The organism is Mucilaginibacter sp., assembly GCF_028288185.1.
Taxonomy (GTDB): Bacteria; Bacteroidota; Bacteroidia; order Sphingobacteriales; family Sphingobacteriaceae; genus Mucilaginibacter.
Genome location: NZ_JAQBOF010000019.1, coordinates 76,727 through 100,468, shown reverse-complemented (window position 1 = coordinate 100,468; position 23,742 = coordinate 76,727). Strand labels below are relative to the sequence as shown.

General features: G+C 42.6%; 23 protein-coding genes. 15 read left to right on the top strand and 8 right to left on the bottom strand.

Going from position 1 to position 23,742, the window contains the following annotated elements; translation table 11 throughout:
- Positions 1-115 precede the first annotated feature (115 nt).
- Positions 116-1,135: a UDP-N-acetylmuramate dehydrogenase gene (gene murB, locus JWQ34_RS07870; protein ID WP_299356402.1), complete on the top strand. Its 1,020-nt coding sequence runs from the start codon at positions 116-118 to the stop codon at positions 1,133-1,135.
- Between the two features lie 225 nt (positions 1,136-1,360).
- On the top strand, positions 1,361-1,897 hold the full coding sequence (locus JWQ34_RS07865; RefSeq protein WP_299356207.1) for a sigma-70 family RNA polymerase sigma factor: 537 nt from the start codon (positions 1,361-1,363) through the stop codon (positions 1,895-1,897).
- 64 nt (positions 1,898-1,961) lie between these two features.
- On the opposite strand, the gene JWQ34_RS07860 is transcribed toward JWQ34_RS07865, so the two are convergent.
- Together JWQ34_RS07860 and JWQ34_RS07855 are read right to left on the bottom strand one after the other, a co-directional pair.
- Positions 1,962-2,852 (bottom strand): glycerophosphodiester phosphodiesterase family protein, encoded by an 891-nt coding sequence (locus JWQ34_RS07860; RefSeq protein WP_299356206.1) that lies wholly within the window; start codon positions 2,850-2,852, stop codon positions 1,962-1,964.
- A gap of 11 nt (positions 2,853-2,863) precedes the next feature.
- Positions 2,864-3,583 (bottom strand): ThuA domain-containing protein, encoded by a 720-nt coding sequence (locus tag JWQ34_RS07855; RefSeq protein WP_299356204.1) that lies wholly within the window; start codon positions 3,581-3,583, stop codon positions 2,864-2,866.
- A gap of 117 nt (positions 3,584-3,700) precedes the next feature.
- On the opposite strand from JWQ34_RS07855, the gene JWQ34_RS07850 reads away from it, so the two are divergent.
- Together JWQ34_RS07850 and JWQ34_RS07845 are read left to right on the top strand one after the other, a co-directional pair.
- The gene (locus JWQ34_RS07850) at positions 3,701-4,657 is read left to right on the top strand and encodes a threonine/serine dehydratase (protein WP_299356203.1); all 957 of its coding nucleotides are present in this window, start codon (positions 3,701-3,703) and stop codon (positions 4,655-4,657) included.
- 6 nt (positions 4,658-4,663) lie between these two features.
- On the top strand, positions 4,664-5,050 hold the full coding sequence (locus JWQ34_RS07845) for a RidA family protein (protein WP_299356201.1): 387 nt from the start codon (positions 4,664-4,666) through the stop codon (positions 5,048-5,050).
- Between the two features lie 9 nt (positions 5,051-5,059).
- On the opposite strand, the gene JWQ34_RS07840 is transcribed toward JWQ34_RS07845, so the two are convergent.
- Complete coding sequence (locus JWQ34_RS07840) at positions 5,060-6,502, bottom strand: PLP-dependent aminotransferase family protein (RefSeq protein ID WP_299356199.1); 1,443 nt, start codon at positions 6,500-6,502, stop codon at positions 5,060-5,062.
- Positions 6,503-6,556: 54 nt separating this feature from the next.
- Here JWQ34_RS07840 and JWQ34_RS07835 point away from each other — a divergent pair, with 54 nt between their 5' ends.
- Genes JWQ34_RS07835 through JWQ34_RS07820 form a run of 4 tightly spaced genes read left to right on the top strand, consistent with a single transcriptional unit; the run spans position 6,557 to position 9,093 of the window.
- Positions 6,557-7,063 (top strand): GNAT family N-acetyltransferase, encoded by a 507-nt coding sequence (locus tag JWQ34_RS07835; protein ID WP_299356197.1) that lies wholly within the window; start codon positions 6,557-6,559, stop codon positions 7,061-7,063.
- Complete coding sequence (locus tag JWQ34_RS07830; RefSeq protein WP_299356195.1) at positions 7,060-8,250, top strand: aminotransferase class V-fold PLP-dependent enzyme; 1,191 nt, start codon at positions 7,060-7,062, stop codon at positions 8,248-8,250. The genes JWQ34_RS07835 and JWQ34_RS07830 overlap by 4 nt, the downstream gene beginning before the upstream one ends.
- A gap of 60 nt (positions 8,251-8,310) precedes the next feature.
- Positions 8,311-8,847: a hypothetical protein gene (locus tag JWQ34_RS07825; protein ID WP_299356193.1), complete on the top strand. Its 537-nt coding sequence runs from the start codon at positions 8,311-8,313 to the stop codon at positions 8,845-8,847.
- A gap of 6 nt (positions 8,848-8,853) precedes the next feature.
- Positions 8,854-9,093, top strand: a complete 240-nt coding sequence (locus JWQ34_RS07820) for a hypothetical protein (protein ID WP_299356191.1) — start codon at positions 8,854-8,856, stop codon at positions 9,091-9,093.
- A 1-nt stretch (position 9,094) separates the two neighbouring features.
- Here JWQ34_RS07820 and JWQ34_RS07815 read toward each other — a convergent pair whose 3' ends face one another.
- A complete protein-coding gene (locus tag JWQ34_RS07815) occupies positions 9,095-9,481 on the bottom strand; it encodes a VOC family protein (RefSeq protein WP_299356189.1) in 387 nt (128 codons plus the stop codon).
- Between the two features lie 137 nt (positions 9,482-9,618).
- Between JWQ34_RS07815 and JWQ34_RS07810 the strand changes: the two genes are divergently transcribed.
- Positions 9,619-10,812: a nitrate/nitrite transporter gene (locus tag JWQ34_RS07810; RefSeq protein WP_299356187.1), complete on the top strand. Its 1,194-nt coding sequence runs from the start codon at positions 9,619-9,621 to the stop codon at positions 10,810-10,812.
- Here the strand turns inward: JWQ34_RS07810 and JWQ34_RS07805 are convergent.
- Positions 10,781-11,491 (bottom strand): LytTR family DNA-binding domain-containing protein, encoded by a 711-nt coding sequence (locus JWQ34_RS07805; RefSeq protein ID WP_299356185.1) that lies wholly within the window; start codon positions 11,489-11,491, stop codon positions 10,781-10,783. The two genes, JWQ34_RS07810 and JWQ34_RS07805, sit on opposite strands and share 32 nt — an antisense overlap.
- Positions 11,488-12,504: a sensor histidine kinase gene (locus tag JWQ34_RS07800; RefSeq protein WP_299356183.1), complete on the bottom strand. Its 1,017-nt coding sequence runs from the start codon at positions 12,502-12,504 to the stop codon at positions 11,488-11,490. The genes JWQ34_RS07805 and JWQ34_RS07800 overlap by 4 nt, the downstream gene beginning before the upstream one ends.
- Before the next feature lie 222 nt (positions 12,505-12,726).
- Between JWQ34_RS07800 and JWQ34_RS07795 the strand changes: the two genes are divergently transcribed.
- Positions 12,727-13,842: a DUF2911 domain-containing protein gene (locus tag JWQ34_RS07795; RefSeq protein ID WP_299356181.1), complete on the top strand. Its 1,116-nt coding sequence runs from the start codon at positions 12,727-12,729 to the stop codon at positions 13,840-13,842.
- A gap of 56 nt (positions 13,843-13,898) precedes the next feature.
- On the opposite strand, the gene JWQ34_RS07790 is transcribed toward JWQ34_RS07795, so the two are convergent.
- Positions 13,899-14,360, bottom strand: a complete 462-nt coding sequence (locus JWQ34_RS07790) for a GNAT family N-acetyltransferase (protein ID WP_299356179.1) — start codon at positions 14,358-14,360, stop codon at positions 13,899-13,901.
- Between the two features lie 99 nt (positions 14,361-14,459).
- On the opposite strand from JWQ34_RS07790, the gene rpiA reads away from it, so the two are divergent.
- From rpiA to JWQ34_RS07770, 4 genes are all read left to right on the top strand, one after another.
- A complete protein-coding gene (rpiA, locus tag JWQ34_RS07785; protein WP_299356177.1) occupies positions 14,460-15,143 on the top strand; it encodes a ribose 5-phosphate isomerase A in 684 nt (227 codons plus the stop codon).
- 170 nt (positions 15,144-15,313) lie between these two features.
- On the top strand, positions 15,314-17,593 hold the full coding sequence (locus JWQ34_RS07780) for a GH92 family glycosyl hydrolase (protein ID WP_299356175.1): 2,280 nt from the start codon (positions 15,314-15,316) through the stop codon (positions 17,591-17,593).
- Between the two features lie 60 nt (positions 17,594-17,653).
- Positions 17,654-19,366 carry a sialate O-acetylesterase gene (locus tag JWQ34_RS07775; RefSeq protein ID WP_299356173.1) on the top strand — a complete coding sequence of 571 codons (1,713 nt, stop codon included), beginning with the start codon at positions 17,654-17,656 and terminating at the stop codon, positions 19,364-19,366.
- Positions 19,367-19,530: 164 nt separating this feature from the next.
- A complete protein-coding gene (locus tag JWQ34_RS07770; RefSeq protein ID WP_299356171.1) occupies positions 19,531-21,990 on the top strand; it encodes a glutaminase family protein in 2,460 nt (819 codons plus the stop codon).
- A 142-nt stretch (positions 21,991-22,132) separates the two neighbouring features.
- Here the strand turns inward: JWQ34_RS07770 and JWQ34_RS07765 are convergent, their stop codons facing one another.
- Positions 22,133-22,546, bottom strand: coding sequence for a VOC family protein (locus JWQ34_RS07765; RefSeq protein ID WP_299356169.1), 414 nt, complete (start codon positions 22,544-22,546; stop codon positions 22,133-22,135).
- A gap of 227 nt (positions 22,547-22,773) precedes the next feature.
- Here JWQ34_RS07765 and JWQ34_RS07760 point away from each other — a divergent pair, with 227 nt between their 5' ends.
- A complete protein-coding gene (locus JWQ34_RS07760; protein ID WP_299356167.1) occupies positions 22,774-23,547 on the top strand; it encodes an HAD-IIA family hydrolase in 774 nt (257 codons plus the stop codon).
- The last annotated feature ends 195 nt before the right edge of the window (positions 23,548-23,742 follow it).

The window sequence follows — 23,742 nt, the reverse complement described above, 5'->3', positions numbered from 1 at the left end:
CGCAAGAAGGGGCGTTCCAAATCGATTGACTTGTCCTGAATAGGTTTACACTTTTAAAGTGGAACCCTACAATAGCACCATGATAATTATAAATTTTATTCCGAAATTCGCCACCATGCTGCAAATCCAACAAAACGTTTCGTTAAAAAACTTTAATACTTTCGGGGTAGAAGCTAATGCCAGCTTTTTTGCCGAAATAAACCACGAAGACGAACTGGTGGAACTATTTATGGACCCGCAATGGCAGCAAACCCAACGCCTGGTTATTGGCGGCGGCAGCAACTTGTTATTAATAAACGATTTTGACGGGTTGGTTATCCGCATAAATATCCGTGGTATCGAGCATCGTATCAACCATAACCAGGTATACATAGAGGCCGGTGCCGGCGAGGTTTGGAACGACCTGGTAAACTTTTGCGTAATGCGCAACTATGCCGGGCTGGAAAACCTGAGCCTGATACCCGGCTCGGTAGGTGCATCACCCATACAAAACATCGGCGCTTATGGCGTGGAGCTTAAAGACGTTTTCCATAGCTGCAAAGCGTTCGAGATCAGCACAGGTCAGTTTAAAACTTTCAGCAAACAAGATTGCAAGTTTGGCTATCGCGAAAGTGTTTTTAAAAGCGAGTTGAAAGGGCAGTATATTATTGTATCGGTAAAATTTGAATTATCGCTTATCCCCAATGTTAACTTGCGTTATGGCGCGATAGAGCAGGAACTGCAAAACCGTGGTATAATAACACCTACTATAAAAGATGTATCGCAGGTAGTATCCCACATCCGCGTAGCTAAACTTCCTGATCCATCAACAATTGGCAACGCGGGCAGCTTTTTTAAGAACCCGGTTATCACCGTTGCCGAGTTTGAGCCTATACAAAATAAATTCCCTGAAATTGTAAACTATCCGGCTGGTGATGGGTTTATTAAATTAGCGGCAGGCTGGTTGATTGAGCAATGCGGCTGGAAGGGTAAAGTGATTGGCAACACCGGTACCTGGAAGAACCAGGCCCTGGTTTTGGTGAACCATGGCGGAGCTACGGGCGAAGAAGTGTACAACTTTTCGTCGCAAATTATAGACAGTGTGTACACCAAATTTGGCGTTTCCCTACAACGCGAGGTGAATATTATAAATTAATTTATTTTCATTTCAGGTAAATATTCGGCAATGTAATCCTATTGTCATGGAGTTTTATTGTTATTTTTATTTGCATGTAAATATCTGTAAATAAGTATATTATTTCAATATTGGTGTATGTTGTACACTTGTATTTTCGTTGATAATATGAGTAAGGAGTGTAGTTAATGGATTTGTTTAATGGTATGAGGTTTGTCTACATACCAATACTAAAACATTAACAAGATGACAAAGATTGAGTTTAACACCCTAGTACTACGTCAGGCAAGTTCATTAAGGTCATATGCCTTACACTTTACACATGACGCAGATGATGCTAACGACCTTGTCCAGGACACCATGTTGAAAGCCATAACTTATTACAATAAGTTTAAAGAAGGTACCAATTTAAAGGGATGGTTATATACCATCATGAAAAATACCTTTATCAATAATTACCGCCGTTTTGTTAAAATGAGCACATTCGTTACCAAGTCTGATGAGATATCATCGCCTAACCTGGTATTTAGTTCGACCAAAAACCAAGGCGAGGCCAAATTTGTAATGGATGACATTAAAAGAGCTTTAGACAGACTGCCTGCTGATTATTATGTACCCTTTACCATGTATTTTGAGGGCCATAAATACCACGAGATCGCTGAGCATTTAATTATCCCGATAGGTACAGTTAAAACCCGCATCCACGTGGCACGCAAGTTGCTAAAGAAAAACCTTAAAGCTTATGATAACGGTGTTAAAAAACCCATCTACGCAGAAAATTAGGCTATAATCAACTCAACATTATATAAAGAAAAACCCGCTTTAAAGGCGGGTTTTTTGTTGCTTGTTATTTTTGATAACTGCCAAACAGTTTAACCAACTTGTCGGGATAATCAGATATCAACCCATCCACTTTCAAATCTGCAAGTGCTTTCATAGCGGCTTCATCATTTACTGTCCAGGGGATAACCTGTACATTATTTTTATGGGCGGTAGTTACCATATCGGCAGTAACAATTTTTTGCTCAGGGCTAAGTATAGTAGGGGTAAAGCCCAGCAGCTTAATGTTGGTATCGTAATCGCCGGTTGAGATAAGTAAAGCTGTCTTAACCATTGGCATTTGCTGATGCAGTATCTGTAATGTGCGCACATCAAACGATTGTATAATCACCCTGTCGGTAATATGTTTTTGATTAATAACATCCATCAGCAGCTTTACAAATACGGCTGGGATGGGGTTCTCTATGTTATCATCGGTAATTTTACTTTTGGTTTCGATGTTATAATAAACCGGTTTAAGGTGATTGGCTTTAACGTAAGCCTCGACACTATCAATCAGATCGGCTAGTAATGGCTTATAAGTTTTAACCTTTTGCTGTTGCGGAAACATCGGGTAGTTTTTAACTCCTTCGATATACATCCTGATACTGTCATAGGTCATTTTATAAAGCACGTGCTGTTTTTCTTCGGCTTTGGTTAGGTTAGTACCGTCTGGTTTTTGCATGATTGCCGCGGTCATCACCCCATCGTGCGATACCACAACTTTGCCGTCAGCAGTAATATGGGTATCTAACTCCAGCGTACGCGCGCCAAGGCGCACACCGTTAAGCATGGCAGGGATAGTATTCTCCGGCATTAAACCGCGTCCCCCGCGATGTGCTTCGACATCAAAATTTTGTTGAGCGTTAACTTGTAAAAAGCAACCGCCTGTAAGTAAAAGCGATAAAATGTATTTCATAAGGTAATATTTTATTGGTGTGCCACCCATTTTACCGCATTGCGCAAAATGGTTTGGTAGGGTTTAATATCGTGCGATGCTGTATCATGGCCCAAAGCAATGCACACAATACGTGCCTTGGGGTTTTTAACAACAAATACAGATGGGTATACAACGTCTGATCCGGCGACATGATTATTGGCTAGGACCTCAATACCGGGACCAGCCGGGTCAGCAACATAATGATAGCGTTCATCTTTAAGTGTGAACTTTTGTTCGATGCCTTTTGTAACGGGATGATTTGAGTTAACTATTTCTTCGTCAAAACTGCCATAACGATCGTGCGCACTGGCTCCGCCGCTTACCAGTTGTTGGTTGTACTCGGGCCAGTCCTTCCAATTATACCATAACGCGGGATGGCCAAATATTAAACCTTTACCCGCATTTGCAAAGGCGAAAATAGCGGCACGGTTTGCAGGGTTGATGTTTTGGTTGGTAGCTAAATATAGCACATCGGTATTAGCTAAATAAATAGCTATCGAATCTGTATTGGCGGTATAGGTAACTATGTAAAGACCACCTGCGCTAAGTGTTGCCGCATCGGCTTGTTTATACCAACGGTCAAAATCGTGCGAAGTGCCGCCGCCTACAATTAAAACCCTGATACTTTTTTGCGCGGCATGCGCCATGCTACCTATAAATAATAGCCAAACTATTATCTGTAGCTTTTTAAAAATCAACCTGTTTTTCATAAACATCCGGCTTATAATTGCACTGCTAAAGTAGCATATACCTGTTAAATTTTTGCAATGCTTTGTTTATCAAATTAAATCAACTTAATAAAGCTGTTAATCGCTATTTTTACGGTAATGAATCAGCAAATTACCTTAGACACTATTATCCAAACGCATGAGCGTATAAAACCACATATCCATCGCACCCCTATACTTACTAATCAAACCATTAATGAACTGGTTGGCGCATCGATATTTTTTAAGTGCGAAAATTTTCAGAAGATAGGCGCTTTTAAGGCCCGCGGTGGTATAAATGCCATTTTGCAGATAGTGGCAAATAAGGAAGGTAAAGCTATTACTACACATTCATCAGGCAACCATGCCCAGGCGGTTGCTTTTGCTGCGCGATTGGTGGGTTTGCCAGCTTATATTGTGATGCCCAGCAACGCTCCGCAGGTTAAAAAAGACGCGGTTAAAGGTTACGGTGCCGAGGTAATTGAATGTGAACCTAACCTTGCCGCCCGTGAGAATGGTGTAGCTGAAGTAATAAACCGTACCGGCGCGGTACTGGTACATCCGTTTGATAATGACCGGGTAATAGCAGGGCAAGCTACGGCGGCCAAAGAGCTGCTGGAAGATGCAGGGCAGGATCATCTATTCGATACCATTTTTACTCCTGTAGGCGGTGGCGGTATGTTAAGCGGAACCGCACTAACAGTTCATTACTTATCGCCCCAAACAAAAGTTATTGGTTGCGAACCCGAAGGTGCTGCCGATGCGATACTGTCTTTTAAAACCGGTAACGTCGAAAAGGCTCCTTACATAAAATCTGTAGCTGATGGTTTGCTGACCAATTTAAGCGAACGCACCCTGGCCATAATCCGCGAGCATGTGAGCGATATTTTAACCGTATCTGACGAAGAAATAATTGCGGCTATGAAGTTAGTATGGGAGCGCATGAAGATTATTATAGAGCCATCAAGCGCGGTACCGTTGGCGGTAGTTATTAAGCATAAGGATAAATTTGCCGGGCAAAAAATAGGTATTATTATAACCGGCGGTAATGTGGACCTGGGTAAGCTGCCTTTTTAACGTAATATGAAAGAAGCAATAAAAAAAATATATATAGATGGAGCTGTGGCACCGGCGGGGCATTATACACCGGGTGTAGTTTATAACGGCATGTTATTTATCTCGGGCCAATTGCCTGTGAATGCTGATGGCACACATACTTATACCGAACCGTTCGAGGTACAGGCACGGGTTGCCCTAAGTAATTTATTAGCTGTACTTAAAGCAGCAGGTAGTGATGCGTCAGATCTGCTTAAAGTAACTGTTTATGTGGTAGGTGTTGAAAACTGGAAAGCCTTTAACCAGATCTATATCGAAATGCTGGGCGACAATAAACCCGCCCGTGCGGTAGTGCCCGTACCAGAGTTGCATCATGGTTATTTGGTAGAGATTGATGCGGTAGCGGCAGTATAATACGCAGTATTACTCCATTTCCTTTACTAACTCCCCTAAAACCTTAAAACTATTCTCCACCATAGTATCGTAAGGCAAACCAAAACTAATGCGTATAAAATTAGTGAACCTTCCATCAGTACTAAATATCTGGCCGGGGGCTATGCTGATATTATGCGCCATTGCGGCTTGGTAAAGCTCGAAAGCATTTACATTTTTGCCTAGCTCTACCCATAAAGCGTAACCACCCTGCGGGCGGCTAATTTTTGTATCCGCCGGAAAATAAGTGGCTATACCCTGGATATATTTTAAACATTGGGTGTATAAAGCTTTGCGCAGGTTGCGCATATGCAGATCATACCGGCCTGTCTCAAAAAAATGGGCTATGGCTGCCTGGGTAGGGGTGGCCGATGTGATGGTATGCATCATTTTAATATTGATGATCTGATCTTTAAATCTGCCCGGGATACACCAACCCACCCTATAACCCGGCGCTAATGATTTAGAAACTGATGAACACAAGATCACCCAACCATCTTTATCATAACTCTTGCAGTTGCGCGGGCGGCTTTTGCCAAAATATATCTCGCCATAAATATCATCCTCAATAAGCGGGATCTGCCGTTCGGCTAAAAGGCTTACCAATTGTTGCTTGCGCTCATCGGGCATGCAACTGCCTACCGGATTGCTAAAATTGGGCACAAACAGGCAGGCTTTAATATCCACTTTATCCATGGCATGGGTTAAATATTCAAGGTCTATGCCGGTTTCCGGGTTAACGGGAATCTCTAAAACCTTCAGATCCAGGCTAAGCATTACATTAAAAATACCAAAATAGGCTGGGCTCTCAATAGCAACCGTATCACCAGGTTTGGTTATGGCCCGTAAGCAAAATACCAATGCTTCCATGCAACCCTGGGTGGTTACCACATCGTTCTCTGTTATGTTTACACCCCAGTTAAACGCATTTTTAGCTATCTGCTTACGTAAGGATACATTGCCCTGCAAGTTCTCATAATGAATGTTTCCGGACGGACTCTTACGGATAGCCTCCATCATAGATTTATTAAGCTTTGCCAGCGGTATTAAATTGATGGGCGGGATTGAACGCGACAGAAGCAGTACTTCAGCCTCATCCATATTTTGGTAAACCATGGCTATCATTTCGGTAACGCTGGTTTGTGCTATTTTTTTAAGTGGAGGTTTGATCTGTGGCGCTTTGGTATGCTGCGCAGCCGAGAACTTTACGTAATAACCTGATTTTGGCCGCGCTTCTATCATGCCCATGTTCTCCAGTTCTACATATGCTTTATAGGCGGTACTTATGCTGATGTTTTGTTCCTGGCTTAAAGCCCTTACAGATGGCAGCTTATCGCCGGTTTTAAGCAGGTTTTGTTTGATCTGCTTTTCAATACGCGACACTATTTGTACGTATAAAAAATCGGTGTCGGATTCGGTAGCTTGCATTTTCATGTTAATCTGTTATGGTCAAAATTAATAAAACTGAATCTGTTTTACTAATTGTCAATGTTTTTACTTTGTATATTGATAATTGATAACGAGATGCAACTAAAATTGATAGACTACGAACTCAAGTACCAGCCCTATTTTGAAAAATTTAACAAAGCCTGGCTGGAAGAGTATTTTACTGTTGAGGCATTTGACAAATACGTTTTAGAAAACCCTGATGAAGCTATTATAAAAGCCGGGGGCAAAATATATTTCGCCAAAGCGGGCGAAACTATTATTGGTACCGTAGGTCTGCGTTTTATTGAGGATGGCGTTTTTGAGCTAACCAAAATGGCGGTAGATAAAAACTATCGTGGTGGCGGCGCGGGTAAATTTTTATGCCAGGCGGGTATAGATAAAGCCAGAGAGATGGGTTTAAAGCGATTGATATTGTACTCTAATCGCCGACTGGAAAATGCCATACACATTTACCACAAACTGGGGTTTACAGAAATACCGGTACTGCCCGGCACCTATGAGCGATCTGACATTATGATGGAGATAATTTTTAAAGCTGAACTATGAAAATCATAACCGAACAGGAAATACAACAACTCCGCGCCGAAACAAAAGGAACCGCGCAGCGCATCCACTTTAATAATGCCGGGTCATCTTTACCGCCTGATGTTGTGGTAGATACTGTTATAGACTACTTGCAAGAAGAAGCCATATTGGGCGGCTATGAAACCGAGTTTAAATACAAGGACCAGTTAGAGTATACTTATAATCTGATAGCTAAACTCATCAACTCAGGCAAAGATGAAATTGCCTTGGTAGAAAATGCCAGCATAGCGTGGGGATTGGTATTTCATGGTATTGATTTTAATGAAGGCGATGAGATCATTACTACCGAAATGGAATATGTAACCAACCTTATCGGGTTTATCAATATGCGAAAAACGCATGGCGTTATACTACACATAATCCCTAATGATGAGCAGGGTAATTTTATGTTGAGCGCATTGGAGGCTGCCATATCGCCCAAAACAAAACTTATAGCGGTAACACATATCCCATCTACAGCAGGCGGGATGATACCTATAGTTGAGATAGGGAAAATAGCCCGCAAGCATCGTATTTTATATTTGGTTGATGCTTGCCAAACAGCTGGCCAGGCACCTATAGATGTGGAAGCAATAGGTTGTGACATGTTAGCGGTAACCGGTCGTAAATACTTGCGCGCGCCGCGCGGTACGGGTTTTCTATATGTGCGCAAAAACATGCAGGACAAATTCAAGCTATTGTTTATGGATGGTTTTAGTACGCCCACAATCAGCCAAACAGATTATAAAGTTAGGCCGGATGCGCGTAGGTTTGAGCTGTACGAGAAAAACCGCGCCATAACCCTTGGCCTGGGCAAAGCGGTTGAGTATGCTTTAAATATTGGTGTTGACCGGATCTGGCAACGAGTACAGTTTTTAGCGGATGCGCTGCGTCAACAACTCACAGCAATTGATGGCATAACCGTTCACGACATGGGTGATGAAAAATGCGGGATCGTAACGTTTTCTGTTAGCGGTATAGACAGTCCGGCAGTAAAAGCCAGGTTGTTCGAGCAAAATATTAATGTATCGGTAGGTTTGGCAAAATCTACATTGATCTATATGGATAAGCATCATTTAACCAGCATTGTACGCGCATCGGTGCATTATTACAATACGAAAGAGGAGATTGAAACCCTGTGTAATGCCTTAATAACAATAGTCTGTTAGTTTTTTCTGCGGATAATTTTATAAATTGCAATAAGCAAATCGCACCTAATCAGCAGCTTTATGGAAAAATATACCACCACATGGCGTTTATTTTATAGCATAGCTATAATAGGTATTGCCGTGCAGCAATTAGTGTTACACAGCCTTATGCCGGTAATTGTGCCGTCAAGCATCCCTTTTTTATCCGGTTGTGTATCCTGTATTTGGCTGGTTAGTGTTTTTATGATAGTGACAGCAGGTTTGGCTACCGGCTTTAGTAAGTATGCTCGCACGGCGGCTTTGCTGCTGGGTGCTTTTTTGTTGCTGTTGTTTATAACCATGCATCTGCCTTGCCAGGTTCAAAATAATTGGCATTTTCTGGCCGGATGGTCAAACCCACTTAAAATATTAGCGTTGAGTGGCGGGGCATTCGTGGTGGCGGGGTCATTGCCAACAACCGGAAGTCAAAACGGGTTTATGGCAGTCTTAGCTAAACTTATTCCGTATGGCAAGTGTTTTTTTGCGATAGATATTTTGGTAGCAGGTATAATGCACTTTTTATATATGCCGTTTGTAGCAATGCTGGTACCCGCGTGGCTACCCTGGCATACGTTCTGAGGGTATTTGGCAGGGGTAGCACTTATTGCAGGTGCGGCAGGTATCATCCTTAATATTAAACGACAGTTAGCCGCTAATTTATTGGGTGCGATTATATTTATATGGCTTATAACCCTGCACATTCCCCGCGCCATTGCCGACCCGGTAAGCGGCAACGGCAATGAAATTGTAAGCGTTTTTGAGGCGCTGGCATTTAGCGGCATCGCTTTTTTAATAGCGGCAAATGCTAAAACAAAAAAAACGTAATCTATTTATCCTCTATCACCGATAAAATATTACCTGCGGGATCTTTAAACCAGGCTATATCCGGTCCGTGACCGTTGCCGCGAACAATGCCTTTTTTGTCGGTTTTCATGTATTCGCTATCGTATTGCTCAAACACAATTCCTTTGGCTATAAGTGCGTCTACGGCTTTTTCCAGATCAGCCACCGGGAAGTTGAGTACGGTAAAAGTCGCAGGCTCATGGTTAGGTTTTGGGTAAACCATAATATTGCTGCTGCCTGCTATGTGCAGCTCGATAATTCCCATCGGGTTATCGCTTACCTCTAAACTTAAAACTTCGCTATAAAACTTTTTGGCGGCCTGTAAATCGTTTACAGAAAAACTGCTGAATGCTTTTGAATCCTTAAACATAATTTTGTTTTTTGCTAAGTTACTTTTGTTTAGGTTGATACGTAATGGTTATAATAGCCAATTATAAAGGGCATACAAGACATTAACATCCTAATCATCAATTGGTTTTTTTATAGATATTTGTCGCAACTACTTAAATGAAAAGAATACTACCTACTATAGTTATCGCGCAGTTTTTTTGTACCTCAATATGGTTTGCAGGCAATGCCATTATGGGCGATATTGCCAAACAGCTCCATTTAGAGCCAACCTACCTGGCCCACCTAACCAGCGCGGTACAATTAGGGTTTATTACGGGCACGCTGATATTTGCCATACTGAGTATAGCCGACAGATTCTCGCCGGTTAAAGTTTTCTTTACCTGCGCATTGATAGCCGCTGTAATTAACCTGGGCGCGAGTATAGCTAATATAACCCCGGCAACACTGGTGTTATGCCGTTTTTGCACCGGTTTTTTCCTGGCGGGGATCTATCCCGTAGGTATGAAAATAGCATCTGACCATTACCAGCAGGGCCTAGGCAAATCGTTAGGGTTTTTGGTAGGCGCATTGGTTTTGGGTACGGCATTTCCACATTTATTAAAAAGCATGACGGCGGCTTTGCCATGGAAATATGTGATCTACTCAACCTCGTTACTGTCGGCCATTGGCGGCTGCGCCATGCTGCTATTAGTGCCAGACGGACCGGGCCGCAAACAAAGCCAAAAGCTAAACTTCGCCGGGTTTTTAAATGGGTTTGCTGATAAAAAATTCAGGGCTGCGGCGTTTGGTTATTTCGGCCACATGTGGGAGCTATATGCTTTCTGGGCATTTGTGCCGGTTATATTAACAGCCTATAAAGCGCATTATCCCTCGGCCAATCTGAATATCCCTTTGTTATCGTTTTTTGTTATCGGCATCGGCAGTATCTCCTGCGCGTTAAGCGGGTTGTTATCCCAACGCTTTGGAGTAAAGAGAATGGCGACCATCGCCTTATTTACTTCGTGTGTATGTTGTATTATTTCGCCACTGTTGTTGTTTAACAGCGCTACGGTAACCTTTATCATTTTCCTGTTTATATGGAGCATGGCGGTAATTGCCGATTCGCCATTGTTCTCAACCCTTGTTGCTCAAAATGCGCCTGCGGTATCCAAAGGGTCTTCTCTAACTATTGTAAATTGCATTGGGTTTGCTATTACTATCATCAGCATACAGTTAATAAATGCTTTGCGTACGGTAGAGAACGCGCAGTACATTTATGTGTTGTTGGCTGTTGGGCCTGTTTTGGGGTTGATAGTATTACTTAGAAAAGACAGCCCCGCTAAAATATCCTTTGCTGAATCACCTGCATAAACCCGTCCTTGAACTTCTCGCTTATGGGTATCTGCTTATCGGATATATAAATATGGTTGTCTTGTATTTTATTGATTTGTTTTGTGTTTACGATGTACGAGTTATGCACGCGCACAAAAGGCGGCTGCAACTGTTCTTCAATATCTTTTAACCGGCGATAGATCAATATCTGCTCGGCAGGGGTTACCAGGCGCACATATTCTTTCTCGCCTTCAAAATATTGGATCTCGGCCAGTAAGATCTTGCGCAGCACCTTGCCCGATTTTACAAAGAAATAATCATCGCTTATCGCAGCAGCAGTTTTTGCGCTAGTTTCAGGATTAGTGAAATAGCCCTCTATCTTTTGCATCGCCGCTAAAAAACGTTTAAGGGTTATGGGTTTTAACAGGTAATCTATAGTTTGAAAAGTATAGCTCTCGGCAGCATATTCAGAGTAGGCGGTGGTGAAAACAATTTTAATATCTTTTGATAGTAAGCTGGCCAGTTCCATGCCGCTTAGCTGCGGCATATTGATATCCAAAAAAACAAAGTCGGGTTGATTATCCTTTAAAAACGCCATGGCCTCTAAAGCATTATAGCATTTTGTAAGCAGGCTCCACTTGGTATTTTGGGTGATCAGTATTTCCAGCAGGTTTACCGCGTTAGGCTCATCGTCAATAATAATACAGCTTAAACTCATGTTAGGGGTACTTTTAAATAAGCTGTGAAAAAATTATCGGTTGTGCCGGTCCATAACTCAAACGCCGTTCCGTATAGCAAGTTAAGGCGTTTCTCTAAATTCTTTATACCGAAACCATTATGCTCGGCACCCCCAGCGATATTATAAACCGGATTTTTGGTTTGAAACACCAAATAGCCATCCTGCTGAATTAAAGACAGATCGATTTTATTATCGCTGCTTGACTTATCAATACCATGCTTAAAAATGTTCTCTACAAAGGTCATGAGCAGCATTGGTGGGATGCGAAGGTCGGCGTTACAATCCTGTACAAAGGTTAGGTCAAGCTCATGGCGCATCCTTATTTTTTCTAAGGCGATGTAATTCTCCAAAAACTGAATCTCGGTGGTTATCGATACCAGATCCTTGGGGCTTTCATCTACAAAATACCGCATAATGTCTGATAGGCGTTCTATCAGTTTGGCCGTATTTGGCGCTTCGCGATAGGCCTCGTAATAAATATTATTCAGTGTATTAAACAAAAAATGCGGCTGCACCTGCGATTTTAAGAGATCAAGCTCGGCCTGGCTTTTTTGCGCCAGTATTTTTTCTGACTGTTGCTTTAACGAGAAATATGCTATCGCTATGCGGAAAATAAAACTTAATAGATAAGTTAAAAAGCCGGCTATAATGAAGTTCAGCATGCTGCCTATCATTATCGGTTCGGGCTTAGCCATGGTTTTATTGTATAAATACATGATCAAATAACCCCGCGCCATGCCCGCTGTTACCAGCAATACAATTACATAAATTACATATTGAACTTTGCGCCCCGTTTGATAAAAGCGAGGGAAAAGGAAACTAATATTACCATAAATAACTATTAGGTAAAAAGCAAAACTTATAGGGGTGAAAGTAATGGCGTGTATAAAACCATCAACCGGTAAAATGGAGAAAAACAGGATGAGGAAAACAGCTATCCAAATGAGCCATTGCAGGCGCGTAGTGATAGCCATGTTCTTAATAAAATTCATTTTTAAATCTACAAAGCTTTTTTAGTTTGCCCAACTGTTTTAAACAAACTGGTCGCTTTATTCAATAGTTGCGTGGTGTTTTATAATTCATACCGTTGATTTTTTTGCGTCAATCATTTAAAATAAAGCCCCACGGGTTGAAATGTTTTGCGCTTGCGGATTTTTAAAACAAGCTTTATTCCATAAATTATTGAAACCACAAACACTTAAAACTTTTCCGATATGAAAAAATTATTTACAGCCATTTTAATGGTAACGCTGGTATGCGAATTTACAACCCCGGGCCATGCGCAGTTAAAAGTATCACCCAGCGGTGGCAACAAGCGGGCATCGGTTTATGAGCAGGTTGGTTTGACCGATATCAATATTATTTACAACCGTCCGCACGTTAACAAGCGCGAGGGCCAGATCTGGGGCAAACTGGTACCGGTTGGTTATGTAGACCAGGGATTCGGTACCTCAAAAGCAGCGCCGTGGCGTGCAGGCGCTAACGAGAGTACCAGCATCCAATTCTCTACCGATGTAAAGATCGAAGGCCAGCCTTTAGCTGCGGGTAAGTACGGTTTTTTTATATCGTATGATCCGCTGGGTTGTACATTAATCTTCTCTAAAAACTCATCCTCATGGGGTAGCTTTTATTATAATCAAACCGAAGACGCTTTACGTGTAAAAGTAAAACCTGTACCTGCCGACAAAAGCGTTGAGTGGTTAAGGTATGAATTTACTAACCAAACCGATAACAGCGCTACCATACAATTAGAATGGGAAAAACTGATCATTCCTTTTAAAGTAGAGATTGATTTGGATCAAAATGTGATAGCGGCTTTAAGAAAGCAATTGCGTACCGAAACCGGCTTTACCTGGCAGCCGTGGGACCAGGCCGCACAATACTGCGCCCAACATAAAACCAATTTGGAAGAAGGCTTATTATGGGCCGATAGCGCCACCAGTGTAAACTTTGGTGGTAGCCATAGCTTCACCGCCTGGAGCACCAAAGCGGCTATATTAGATAGCCTTGGTCGTGGCTCCGAAGCTATTGCCGCAATGAAAAAAGCATTGCCTTATGGCGATATGAACGAGCTGTATTTTTATGGCCGTGGTTTAACCCGCGCCAAAAAAGGTAAAGAGGCTTTTGATGTATTTAAAATGGATTATGATAAATACCCCGATCAGTTTTTTACCAATGTGGGTATGGCAAGAGGTTATTCTGCGCTAGGCGATTATAAAAAAGCTTTGCCTTATGCCGTAAAGGCCCGTGCACAAGCTCCGGCAGGGCCTAATCAGGCTACGTTGGATAGAATAGTAAAAGGCCTGCAAGAGGGTAAAGACATCAATTAGTAAGATCAGTTGATAGTTTCATGTTAAGCACCTGTATTAGTTTGCAGGTGCTTTTTTTATATCAACTTGCGGTAAACTACAAAGCCTGATTTGTCTGCAACTTTATCATAAAGCAGCATGGCGGTGGCATTAGTTTCGTGGGTTTGCCAGTATACACGGCCAGATCCGGCTAGTTTTGCCTTTTCATACACCCCATTAATTAGCGCCCTTGCTACACCTTTTCCGCGCGAATTTTGTGTGGTAAACAGATCCTGTAAATAACAATTTGTAGTGAGCGAAGTGGTGCTACGGTGAAAAATATAGTGCGTTAGTCCCAACAACTTTCCATCAAGTTCGGCAACAAGCGCGTGTACAGGTTCATTAATATCAAAAAAACGGGCCCAGGTGGTTTGGGTTATTTCGGGTGCTAGCGCGGTATCTCCAGAACGGCCATAAAATGCATTATAACCATCCCATAAAGGAAGCCATTGGTCATAGTCTTGTTGAGTTACAGGGCGTATAATAAGATTAAGCGGCATTTTAACGGGTTTTATAATAATGCTAAAAATACAATAATCTTAAATGTTGGCTACTGTTTTTAATAATTAAACAGATATTAGCCTATCAATTAAACAACTATGACAGACTATAAAATGGAAGCCGCCAAAGCTGCCCTGCAATTTATAAAACCGGGGCAAAGCATAGGTGTTGGGGCAGGATCGACCATTGCCAATTTACTTTCGTTATTGGCTGCGGATAGTGAGCTTTCTGGTTCACTTATTTTTGCAACGTCCTCCTTCAAAACTGCCAATTTAATAATGGATCATGGTTTTAATTTATTGGGGAGTGCCAATGTAAAATACATAGATATTTACTTTGATGGCTGCGATCAGTTTGATGCCAGGTTGAATGCCTTGAAATCTGGCGGAGGTATCCATACATCCGAAAAGATCATGGCATCATTAGCGAAACAGTTTATTTTATTGGGCGATGCCGGTAAATCTGTAAAGAGCTTAGATACTACCTATCCGTTGGTACTTGAAGTTTTACCCACCGCTTTACAATTGGTAAGCCAATGGCTAACCAAAAACATCCCCGATGCTAAAACCGTAATGCGTATGAGTACCCAAAAAGACGGCGCTGTTATTACAGAAAACGGCAACTACCTGCTGGATGTATATTTTGCAGAAGTTATGCCTTTAGATAAAATAAACGCCGTAAAAATGGTGCCTGGTGTGGTGGAGCATTCGCTGTTTTATCAGTTGGCGACCAAAGCGATAATTGCCGGCCCGGACGGGATTAAAATATTGACACCGCGTTAACCCTTGGCGTAGACCGGGTGAGTCGACGGCGCGTATTCATAACCCAAGGCTTTGTATCAAAACAATTACCTCTCCATCTTTTCATTAAGTTATTTAATTTTCATAGTATTGAGATACCAAAGTATAACCAAGTAATACACTTATTATCAGTAATAAGGTAAACCAATATTATGAAACTAAAACATACCCTTTTAGCATTGTTTGTGCTGTGCGGCACCGCGTTTGCACAACAAAAGGCCGGTAAAAAAACAGCCGCTTCAACCGGCAAAACGCCAGCCGATTATGTTGATTTGTACATAGGCTCTATCAATCCAAAAACACGTAGTACCTCACCCATTATAAAAGCTCCGGGTGGTAACATGAATATCTTCCCGGCGTTTAATCCGGCCATTGAGGATTTTTATTTGTCTGATAAAATTTTCGACTTCCCGCTTGGTTTTGGCAATCTGATGATTAGTGAAGGCGACTTCAAAAGCGGCGCCCGCGAGAACGCATCGCATTTTGACCATGACCTGGAAACAGCTACCCCATATTACTACCGGGTTTTGTTGGAAGATCCGAATATTAATACTGAGTACACTATGACCGATAATGCGGCTATATTCCGCTTCACAATTCCGGCTAATCAGGCTACAAACCTGTTATTGTCTGGTAATTCTGCGGTCGAGGTGAAAGACAATAAAATTCTTCAAGGCTCTGGCGCGTCTTTTGGCAGACGCGGCGGAGCGGCGGAAAAAAGATATTTTTATGCCGAAGTAAGTAAAGCCGCATCAACCCATGGCGACTGGAAAGAAGAGGCACCAACGGGTGTAGGACGTAATCGTGGTGGTGCGAGCAGCGGCACTTATTTGCGCTGGACGGCATCTTCACAGCCACAAACTTTAGAGTTAAGAGTTGGTATCTCAAATACCAGTATTGACGATGCTAAAGCATCAATTAACAAAGAAATAGGTAGATCAACCTTTGAACAAGTAAAAAGTAAACTGAAGGACCGCTGGAACGCCGAGCTAAACCTGATCAAAATTAAAGGCGGTACAGAGCGCCAACGCGGCATATTTTACAGCACCCTTTATCGCACCCGTGCGTTACGTATGGGTAACGTGTGGGATACTTATCGCAGCGCTTATGCCTTGCAGGATTTGATCAAACCAAAAGAATCTGAAAAAGCCATTAATGGGTTTATTAAGGCTTATGAAACTACCGGCTGGCTGCCAAGCTCGGGCGCTATGATAGGTAATCACTCCACATCAGTTATTGTGGAGGCTTATTTTAAAGGCTTACGTGGCTTTGATGTAGAGAAAGCCTATGCCGGTATGCGCAAAAACGCTATGGAAGCCACCATGATCCCATGGAAAGATGGGCCGGGTACAACAGAGTTAGAGAAATGTTATTATGATAAAGGCTTTTACCCGGCACTGCCTATCCGCGCGGATGCTGATCCGAAAGCTACAGTAGACATATATAACCGCCTGCCTTACCAGGTTAGGTGGACACCCACGATGGAGGTTAAAGAATGGGTGCCAGAGGTTGACTCATGGCATAGAAGGCAATCGGTATCGGTAACGCTTGAGCATTGTTATGACGATTGGTGCCTGGCGCAAATAGCGCAAGCATTAGGTAAAACCGATGATTATACTCTATTTATGAACCGTGCGCATAACTACCAGAACCTTTATAAACCGACTATCGGTTTAATGGCACCAAAAACTGCCGATGGTAAATGGGTTGAGCCGTTTGACCCAAAATACTCGGGCGGGTTTGCCGGCGAGGGATACTTTGCCGAATGTAATTCATGGGTTTATACCTGGAGTGTACAGCACGATATACAAGGCTTAATTAACCTGATGGGCAGCCGCCAGGCGTTTGTTGATAAACTGGACGAATTGTTTTCGACAGGTCACTCTATGGATAAGCTGGCGTTTTTGGGCCAGTTCCCTGATATGACAGGTTTGGTGGGTATGTATCCGCAGGGTAATGAGCCTGCTTATCATATTCCATATTTATACAACTACGCAGGCCAGCCATGGAAAACCCAGAGCCGTTTGCGCCAATTGATGGATCTTTGGTATGACGTAACCCCACAAGGTTTGGCAGGCGATGAGGATGGCGGTGCTACGTCAAGTTGGTATGTGTTTAATTCCATGGGCTTTTACCCGCAATGCCCCGGCAGGCCGGTATTTGATATAGGCAGCCCACTATTCCAGGAGAGTACTATTAATGTTGGCGGCGGCAAAAGCTTTGTTATCGAAGCTAAAAATGTATCAGCAGCTAATAAATATATCCAGTCGGCTACTTTAAATGGTATGGCATGGAACAAGCCGTGGATGAATAACAGCGATGTTGTAAAAGGCGGCAAGTTGACGTTGGTAATGGGATCGCGTCCTAACAAAAACTGGGGCAGCGCGCCGGCAGATGCCGCGCCGTCTATGTCGGCAGCTACAGTAAATTAAATAATTTTTAAATATAAGCCTCGCCTTTGTGTGGGAGCTTTCATTTTTTTATATTCAATAATGAAAACATCGACCTATAAATTTCTGATTATTTGCTTTTTAATCTCAGGCTTCACTAAAGCATTTGCCCAATTTAAATTACCCGCCATATTTGGTGATAACATGGTTTTACAGCGCGGTATGAAAGTGCCGGTATGGGGCTGGGGCGATGTCGGCGAACAGGTACAGGTTGATTTTATGGGTAAAACCTATAAAACCACCACCGGTGCCGATGGTAAATGGCTGGTAAAGTTAGGATCGTACAAAGCGGGCGGCCCTTATACCATGAATGTTAAAGGTAAAAGCACCTCGTTAACTTACGCCAACATTTTAATAGGCGATGTATGGGTAGCATCAGGCCAATCGAACATGGAGTTTGGTATACAAACCGAAAAACATGGTGCAGATGCTATATCAAAAGCTACTGACGGGCTGATACATTTTTTTTATGTGCCGATGTCGCTGTCATTACAGCCGATAGCTGACATAGCTAAACAATCTGCAGATTCGCCTAACGGCAAATGGTTGGTTTGCTCGCCCGAAGTATTGGCAAATCCAAGGTTCGCATGGCACGGGTTTTCTGCTGTTGGTTATTATTTCGCACAGCAAATACGTCAGTCAGCCGGTGTACCTGTCGGGATGATCGGCAGTTATATAGGTGGTACACCTGCCCAGGCCTGGATAAGCGCCGAAGGTTTGCAGGAAAGCCCGGCGTTTACCAAATATGTGGATGCCCGGCAAAAACTGATTGATAATTATGAGGCTGATAAAGCTACTTACCCGCGAAGACAAGCGCTTTATCGCGATAGTTTGACAATATGGAACACTGAAGTTGGCATCGCATTTAATGAGATCATAAAGAAATGGGATGCTGATGTATTGCAGGCAAAAGCAACCGCGCAGCCCATACCTGTACGCCCAAAACCATCGCGTCCCGCGCCAATTTCGCCGGGTAATCCTATCGGTAATAATTCTACCCCTGCCGACTGTTTTAACGCGATGATAGCACCAATTTTTGGCTATGGCATAAAAGGGGCGATATGGTACCAGGGCGAATCAAACGGTGATAACCTTGCTGATGCTGTTGATTATAAAAATGTGTTCCCGCGGATGATCAATGATTGGCGAAAAAAATGGGGCCAGGGCGATTTCCCATTCCTGTACATGCAGCTGCCCAACTTCAGGCAGCCTGCCGTAACACCGTCAGAAAACAACTGGCCGTGGGTGCGCGAGGCGCAGGAAAAAACATTATCGTTGGCTAAAACAGGCATGCCTGTAGTTATAGATGTGGGAGAACAATTGAATATACACCCAATTAATAAATTGGTTCCGGCTAATAGATTGGTATTAGTTGCCCGCCACAATGTTTATGGCGAAAAGATAGTAGCATCGGGCCCCATATATAAATCAATGAAAGTTGATGGCAACAAGATCATTATCAGCTTTAATGAAATAAATAAAGGCTTGGTTGCTGCCGGTTTGGTTGGCGATGAGGTGGTAAACAGTGATACTCCTGACTTAAAAGGCTTCGGCATAGCCGGTGCCGACCATAAATTTGTTTGGGCCAAAGCCACTATACAAGGGAATAAGGTTGTTATTACTGCCGATGGTGTTACAAACCCGGAAGCAGTAAGATATAACTGGGCCGATAACCCGCCGGGCAATTTGTATAATAAAGATGGTTTGCCTGCAAGGCCTTTCCGTACGGATGATTGGCCTGCGTTGGTGAAGTAATAAATGCTTTGTGAATACATTTACAATTAACATATTGAAAATAATTAAGCGATTTTAGCATAAAATGATGTTATTTAGCCAATTATTCTGCCCCGCTATTAATGCGCAGGATAAATGTGTTAAACCAACTGTACAATAAACAAAACTTTCAAACATTTACATTCATGAGAAAAAATCTGCTATTTGGATTCCTGGTACTCTTAACAAGCTTTCAATATGCATCGGCACAAGAAAGGAAAGCGCCTTCTTACCCGCTGATAACACACAATACTTATTTCAGTGTATGGTCAAACTCTGATAAGTTGACCGGATCGACCACTACCCATTGGACAGGTGCAGAGCAATCATTAATAGGTTTAATTAATGTGGACGGTACCGATTACCGCTTTTTAGGTAAAGAGCCTGAAAATTTCAGAACCATATTACCTGCATCTGATGAGAAATCTTACGCGGTAAAATATACCGAAACCCAACCTGATGGCGACTGGACAGCAGCACAATATGCTGCTACCGGCTGGAAAGAAGGCATGGCGCCAATAGGTGATGGCCGTGAGAATAAAATAAGATGGCGGTCACATGATATCTGGATCAGGAGGGCTTTTACCATCACCCAAACGGATGATATTAATAAACTACTTTTAAAATTATCATGGGATGATAACATAGAAGTATCACTTAACGGCGAAAAAATATTTGATAAAGTTGGCGTTAGCAAAGGCTATGAAATGGTGCCGCTTGAAAAAAGCAAACTAAAAATAGGCGAGAATATCCTGGCTATGCATGTGGTAAACACAGGCGGCGGCACACGGGCCGATATGGGTTTGGTTGATAAAGAAAAACCTGCTATCACTAAAGAGCTTGAAGTTGCCGATCAGAAAAATGTATCTATCAACGCTACCCAAACCATTTACAGCTTTAAATGCGGTAAGGTTGATCTGGACGTAACATTTACTTCGCCATTGATTTTGTCTGATCTGAACTTGTTGTCAAGGCCGGTATCATACATCGCCTACAAAGTAAAAGCTAATGATGGCAAAACGCATAATGTAAAAGTATTCTTTAGCGCGTCTACAGACCTGGCGGTTAACAAGCCAACACAGCCTGTTACGGCTACCAAATACAGCACCGCCGGATTATCTATACTTAAAGCCGGAACTGACGAGCAGCCTATCCTGCAAAAAAATGGTGATGATGTGCGTATCGACTGGGGGTATGTTTATATAGCTGCCCCTAAAACAACCGGTGCTACTCAATTTATAACTACCGGACGTGGATCTGTTGATGCTTTCCGTAAAGGCAGCACCGAAACTACAGATACCAAAGGCACTCGCCTGGCATTAAACACTATAATACCTTTTGGTAAAGTTGGTGCGGTGGCGGTATCTAAATTTATAGAGATAGGGTATGATGATATCTACTCTATGCAGTACTTTAAAACAAATCTAAGGCCGTGGTGGAACAACTCTGGCAAAGAAACTATAGAGGGCCAGCTTACCAAAGCTGCTACCGAGTACCCGGTTATACTGCAAAAATGCAGTGCTTTAAACAAAAGCCTTTATGCTGATGCTATAAAATCGGGCGGTAAAGCTTACGCTGATCTTTGCGTACTGGCATATCGCCAAAGTATAGCCGCGCATATATTGGTAAAAAGTCCGCAGGGCGAGATCCTTTGGTTCTCTAAAGAAAACTTTAGCGGTGGTTTTGTTAATACGGTTGACGTTACTTACCCATCGGCTCCGTTATACCTGATCTACAACCCTAAATTAATGCAGGGTATGCTGAATGGGATCTTCTACTTTAGCGAAAGTGGTAAATTCGATCATAAATTTGCAGCGCATGATCTGGGTAGCTACCCGCATGCAAACGGCCAAACTTATGGCGAGGGTATGCCGGTTGAAGAATCGGGCAACATGACCATCCTTACCGCTGCTATTTGCAAAGCACAAGGAAGCCCTGCTTACGCCAAACTGCACTGGAAAACTTTGACTACCTGGGTTGATTACTTAGTGCAAGAAGGTTTTGACCCGGCCAACCAACTTTGTACCGATGACTTTGCAGGCCACTTGGCGCGTAATGCCAACTTATCTGTAAAAGCCATTGTGGGTATTGGCTGCTACGCGCAGATGGCAGATGCTTTAGGCGAAAAAGCGACAGCTACCAAATACCGCGCTATTGCAAAAGAAATGGTGGGCCGCTGGATGAAACTGGCCGGCGATAAAGATCACTATACCTTAACATTTGAAAACCCCGGAACCTGGAGCCAGAAATATAACCTGGTTTGGGATAAAGTTTTGGGTCTTGACCTGTTCCCGCAGTCGGTTTATGATACCGAGACTAAATACTACATCAGCAAACAAAACGAATTTGGTTTACCATTAGATAGCCGCAGAACCTACACCAAATCTGACTGGATATTATGGACCGCCACCTTTGCACCAACCCGCAAAGAGTTTGACGCATTGGTTGACCCGGTTTACAAATACGCTTTAGAAACTCCAACCCGTGTACCGCTTAGCGATTGGCACGAAACTACTAACGGTAAACAAACCGGTTTCCAGGCGCGTAGCGTAATTGGCGGTTACTATATGAAAATGCTGCATGATAAATTAAATGCTAAAAAATAATTAGCAATAGCGATATACAGTAAATTGTAAAAGCGCCGTCCCCGGTTATTTGGACGGCGCTTTTTGGTTTAATAATAGCGGGCTTATATCCTGCCGATCACAAGCTGAACAAGTTTGCCCTGCCTTTTGAAACTACCGGTTGTTACCCCTGATGCTCGGGCACGCCGTTAGGGTCCATCCACACAAATTCCCAATGATGGCCATCAAGGTCGTCAAAGCTGTGTTGGTACATAAAGCCGTAGTCGCTGGCCTCATTAGGTATCGTGCCGCCCGCTGCTACTGCTTTGTCTACCATTTTGTTAACGGCATCTTTGCTATCGGCAGATAAGGCAATAGAACACTCTACCGCTTTGTGGGCATCTACAACTTCCTTTTTAGTAAAAGTCTGAAAAAAGGTCTCTGTCAGCAGCATTACGTAAATGGTATCGCTGATGATCATGCATGTTGCTTTCTCATCGGTAAATTGCGGGTTAAAAGTATAACCAAGTTTAGTAAAAAACGCTACAGATCTGTTGAGGTCTTTAACGGGTAGGTTCACAAAAATTTGAGTTGCCATAAGTGTTTTCTGATTTAGTTTATTCAAAGATACAGCAACGCCACGTACGTGCAAATGTGCAAAAAGGACAAGTTAAGGGGGCAATTGCGACTTGCGTTATCGAACCAAAGTTGGGATGCTCGCTCAGGAAATATAACCAAACCCTATACCTTAGATAGGTATTGTCAAAATGGTATATTTGTGTAGTACGAATAACTATTCGTTTTTGATGATAAGATTATAATTATATGAAACAGGGACTTTTGATTGATATGGATGGCGTTATTTATAGCGGTGAGGAGCTTATATTTGGTGCCGATAAATTTATCAAGCATTTAATTGACGAGGATATACCATTTGCTTTCATGACAAACAACAGCCAGCGAACCAGCCTGGAAGTAGTACGGAAGCTTAAAGGATTGGGGATTATTGTGGAAGACAAGCATATTTATACCAGCGCTATGGCCACAGGTAAATTTTTAGGAGACCAGAGCCCCAATGGAACGGCTTATGTATTAGGAGAAGGCGGTTTATTAAGCAGTTTACATGAAAACGGTATTACCCTTGTAAATACCGACCCTGAATTTGTGGTATTAGGAGAGGGCAGGAATTTTACTTTAGAAATGGTTCAGCGGGCGGTAGATATGATATTAGCCGGCGCAAAGTTTATTACAACTAACCGCGACCCGTCTCCAAAAAAACCGGGATGGAATAATTTAGGTATTGCTGCAACTACAGCTATGATTGAAGAAGCAACCGGCAGGAAAGCTTTTGTAACAGGAAAACCAAGCCCGGTTATGATGCGTTCGGCACGTAAATTTCTGGGACTGGAAACAGCAGAAACTACGGTTGTAGGAGATACAATGGAAACAGATATACAGGGCGGCGTCCAAATGGGGTATAAAACAATTTTGGTATTATCCGGGATATCCACTAAAGACAGACTTGGGCATTATGCATTCAAGCCAGATATGGTCGTTAGCTCTGTTGATGAAATTAAATTTCCGTTGAAGTGGTGGTAAATAGCGTTCATAAATAATTACATCCTTGTCAAGCGGACTTTTATCATGAAGGCAAGATCACTATCGAAAGTACGATCTGAAATCTGTATATTGAATGTGGGTGCTATTCACCAGGATAGTGATTCACTTTGTATGATTCACCTCAATTAGTCGAAAAGTCAAAAAGATCTTTAAAATGTTTATTTAAAGAAACTT

Excerpts from the sequence above, each read along its gene's own strand:
- JWQ34_RS07855 (WP_299356204.1), bottom strand. The coding sequence starts at position 3,583 with ATGAAAAACAGGTTGATTTTTAAAAAGCTACAGATAATAGTTTGGCTA.
- JWQ34_RS07835 (WP_299356197.1), top strand. The coding sequence starts at position 6,557 with ATGTTTTTACTTTGTATATTGATAATTGATAACGAGATGCAACTAAAA.
- JWQ34_RS07830 (WP_299356195.1), top strand. The coding sequence starts at position 7,060 with ATGAAAATCATAACCGAACAGGAAATACAACAACTCCGCGCCGAAACA.
- JWQ34_RS07795 (WP_299356181.1), top strand. The coding sequence starts at position 12,727 with ATGAAAAAATTATTTACAGCCATTTTAATGGTAACGCTGGTATGCGAA.
- JWQ34_RS07780 (WP_299356175.1), top strand. The coding sequence starts at position 15,314 with ATGAAACTAAAACATACCCTTTTAGCATTGTTTGTGCTGTGCGGCACC.
- JWQ34_RS07790 (WP_299356179.1), bottom strand. The coding sequence starts at position 14,360 with ATGCCGCTTAATCTTATTATACGCCCTGTAACTCAACAAGACTATGAC.
- rpiA (WP_299356177.1), top strand. The coding sequence starts at position 14,460 with ATGACAGACTATAAAATGGAAGCCGCCAAAGCTGCCCTGCAATTTATA.
- JWQ34_RS07825 (WP_299356193.1), top strand. The coding sequence starts at position 8,311 with ATGGAAAAATATACCACCACATGGCGTTTATTTTATAGCATAGCTATA.
- JWQ34_RS07845 (WP_299356201.1), top strand. The coding sequence starts at position 4,664 with ATGAAAGAAGCAATAAAAAAAATATATATAGATGGAGCTGTGGCACCG.
- JWQ34_RS07840 (WP_299356199.1), bottom strand. The coding sequence starts at position 6,502 with ATGAAAATGCAAGCTACCGAATCCGACACCGATTTTTTATACGTACAA.
- JWQ34_RS07760 (WP_299356167.1), top strand. The coding sequence starts at position 22,774 with ATGAAACAGGGACTTTTGATTGATATGGATGGCGTTATTTATAGCGGT.
- JWQ34_RS07765 (WP_299356169.1), bottom strand. The coding sequence starts at position 22,546 with ATGGCAACTCAAATTTTTGTGAACCTACCCGTTAAAGACCTCAACAGA.
- JWQ34_RS07810 (WP_299356187.1), top strand. The coding sequence starts at position 9,619 with ATGAAAAGAATACTACCTACTATAGTTATCGCGCAGTTTTTTTGTACC.
- JWQ34_RS07865 (WP_299356207.1), top strand. The coding sequence starts at position 1,361 with ATGACAAAGATTGAGTTTAACACCCTAGTACTACGTCAGGCAAGTTCA.
- JWQ34_RS07775 (WP_299356173.1), top strand. The coding sequence starts at position 17,654 with ATGAAAACATCGACCTATAAATTTCTGATTATTTGCTTTTTAATCTCA.
- JWQ34_RS07815 (WP_299356189.1), bottom strand. The coding sequence starts at position 9,481 with ATGTTTAAGGATTCAAAAGCATTCAGCAGTTTTTCTGTAAACGATTTA.
- JWQ34_RS07800 (WP_299356183.1), bottom strand. The coding sequence starts at position 12,504 with ATGAATTTTATTAAGAACATGGCTATCACTACGCGCCTGCAATGGCTC.
- murB (WP_299356402.1), top strand. The coding sequence starts at position 116 with ATGCTGCAAATCCAACAAAACGTTTCGTTAAAAAACTTTAATACTTTC.
- JWQ34_RS07850 (WP_299356203.1), top strand. The coding sequence starts at position 3,701 with ATGAATCAGCAAATTACCTTAGACACTATTATCCAAACGCATGAGCGT.
- JWQ34_RS07770 (WP_299356171.1), top strand. The coding sequence starts at position 19,531 with ATGAGAAAAAATCTGCTATTTGGATTCCTGGTACTCTTAACAAGCTTT.
- JWQ34_RS07860 (WP_299356206.1), bottom strand. The coding sequence starts at position 2,852 with ATGAAATACATTTTATCGCTTTTACTTACAGGCGGTTGCTTTTTACAA.
- JWQ34_RS07805 (WP_299356185.1), bottom strand. The coding sequence starts at position 11,491 with ATGAGTTTAAGCTGTATTATTATTGACGATGAGCCTAACGCGGTAAAC.